This is a genomic window from Chromobacterium haemolyticum DSM 19808 (genome assembly GCF_000711885.1).
Classification (GTDB): domain Bacteria; phylum Pseudomonadota; class Gammaproteobacteria; order Burkholderiales; family Chromobacteriaceae; genus Chromobacterium; species Chromobacterium haemolyticum.
The window spans coordinates 1-1764 of record NZ_JONK01000064.1; the positions used below are offsets into that span (position 1 = coordinate 1).

At 69.2% G+C, this 1764-nt stretch carries 1 protein-coding gene; it reads left to right on the forward strand.

What is annotated here, in order from left to right:
* Positions 1 to 1764: condensation domain-containing protein (locus BR71_RS19705; protein ID WP_208854916.1), on the forward strand; the 1764-nt coding region annotated here is incomplete at both ends.

The following is a 1764-nucleotide window of genomic DNA, read 5'->3' on the forward strand; positions in this document are numbered from 1 at the left end:
GCCGCCAGCGACGCGCCGCGCGTCGAACCCCGCTCCGACGCGGAACGCCGGCTCGCCCAAATCTGGGCCGACGTCCTCGCCGTGCCCCTACCCGGCATCGACGACAATTTCTTCGCCCTGGGAGGCGATTCCATCCTCTCCCTGCAAGTGGTCGCCCGCGCCCGCGACCAGGGCTTGGCCCTCAACGTGCAACAGCTGTTCAGCCGGCCCACCATTCGCCAGCTGTGCGAAACGCCGGAGCCCGCCGACGACGGCGCAAGCGCCGCCGCGCGGCAAGCCTTCTCGCTGATTGCCGACGCCGACCGGCTGCGCTTGCCGGACGACGTGATCGAAGCGCTGCCCATGTCGCGGCTGCAGGCCGGCATGCTGTTCCACAGCGAGCTGTCGCAAAACGGCGCCATCTTCCACGACATCTTCAGCTTCGATCTGCGCCTGCCCTGGGACGAAGCCGCCTGGCGCGCCGCTGTTCGCCGCTTGGCGGAACGCCACGCCGCGCTGCGCACCACCTTCCACTGGAACGCCTACTCGGAACCGCTGCAGCTGATTCATCGCGACGGCGACATCCCGCTGAGCGTCACCGACTTGCGCGCGCTGGCGCCCGAAGCGCAAAGCCGGGCGCTGGCCGACTTCGTTGCCGCGGAAAAAGCCCGGCCTTTCCAACTACAATCCCCGCCGCTGCTGCGCCTGGCGCTGTTCCGGCTGGACACCGGCCGCGCGCGGCTGACGCTGAGCTTCCATCACGCGATTCTGGACGGCTGGAGCGTGGCCACCTTGGTCACCGACCTGCTGCGGCTGGCGCGGCACGCGCAAAGCGCCGGCCCGGCCGACGCGTCCGGCGCGCTGAGCGCGCTGTTCATCGAACAGGAAAAACAAGCCGAGAACGACCCTGAGCTGAAAGCGGCTTGGCGGCAACGGCTGGCCGGCTTGGAAGCCTCTGTCTTGCCCCGGTTGAGGCCTCAGCCAGCCGCGGCCGGCCCGCGCAGCGTCCGCCGTCTCAGCCGCATGCTGCCGGCCGAACTGTCCATGGCGCTGGACGCCGCCGCCGCGCGGCTGGCGCTGCCGCTCAAAACCGTATTGCTCACCGCTCACCTGCGCGTGCTGGCGCTGCTGACCGGTTCCGCCGCCGCCAGCACCGGCTACGTCACCCACAGCCGCCCCGAGCGTGAAGACAGCGCCGCCGCGCTGGGCCTCTTCCTGAACACCGTTCCGCTGAGCGTGGCACTGCAAACCGGCAGTTGGGCGCAACTGGCGCGCCGCGTCTTTGCCGAGGAAACGGCCTTACAAGCGCTGCGCCGCCTGCCGCTGGCCGCCATCATGCAACTGAACCACGGCAGGCGCGGTTTCGAAGTCGGCTTCAACTACATCCACTTTCATGTCTACGGACAGGCGCTGCGCTTGCCCGACGTAACGGTGGAAGGCGTGGAAGTGTTCGAGGAAACCGACTTTCCCTGCCTGGTGCAATTCAGCCGCGATCCACGAAACCAAGGCCTGGAACTGACGCTGGCCTGGGACGAGGCGGAATTCGACGCGCCGCAGATGGAGGATATGGCCGGCTATCTGCAAGGGGCGCTGGCGTCGCTGGCCGAAGATACCGACGCCGATTGGCTGGCCGCGCCGCTGCTGAACGCCGAGCAAGCCGCCCAGGCTCTGGGCCCCGCGCCGGTTTCCGTCGCCCCGCCCCATCCCGATCTGTGCAGCTGGTTCGAGCACGCCGCCCAGGCCTTCCCCGAGCGCGTCGCCGTTCAGGGTGAAGCCTCCGCCCTG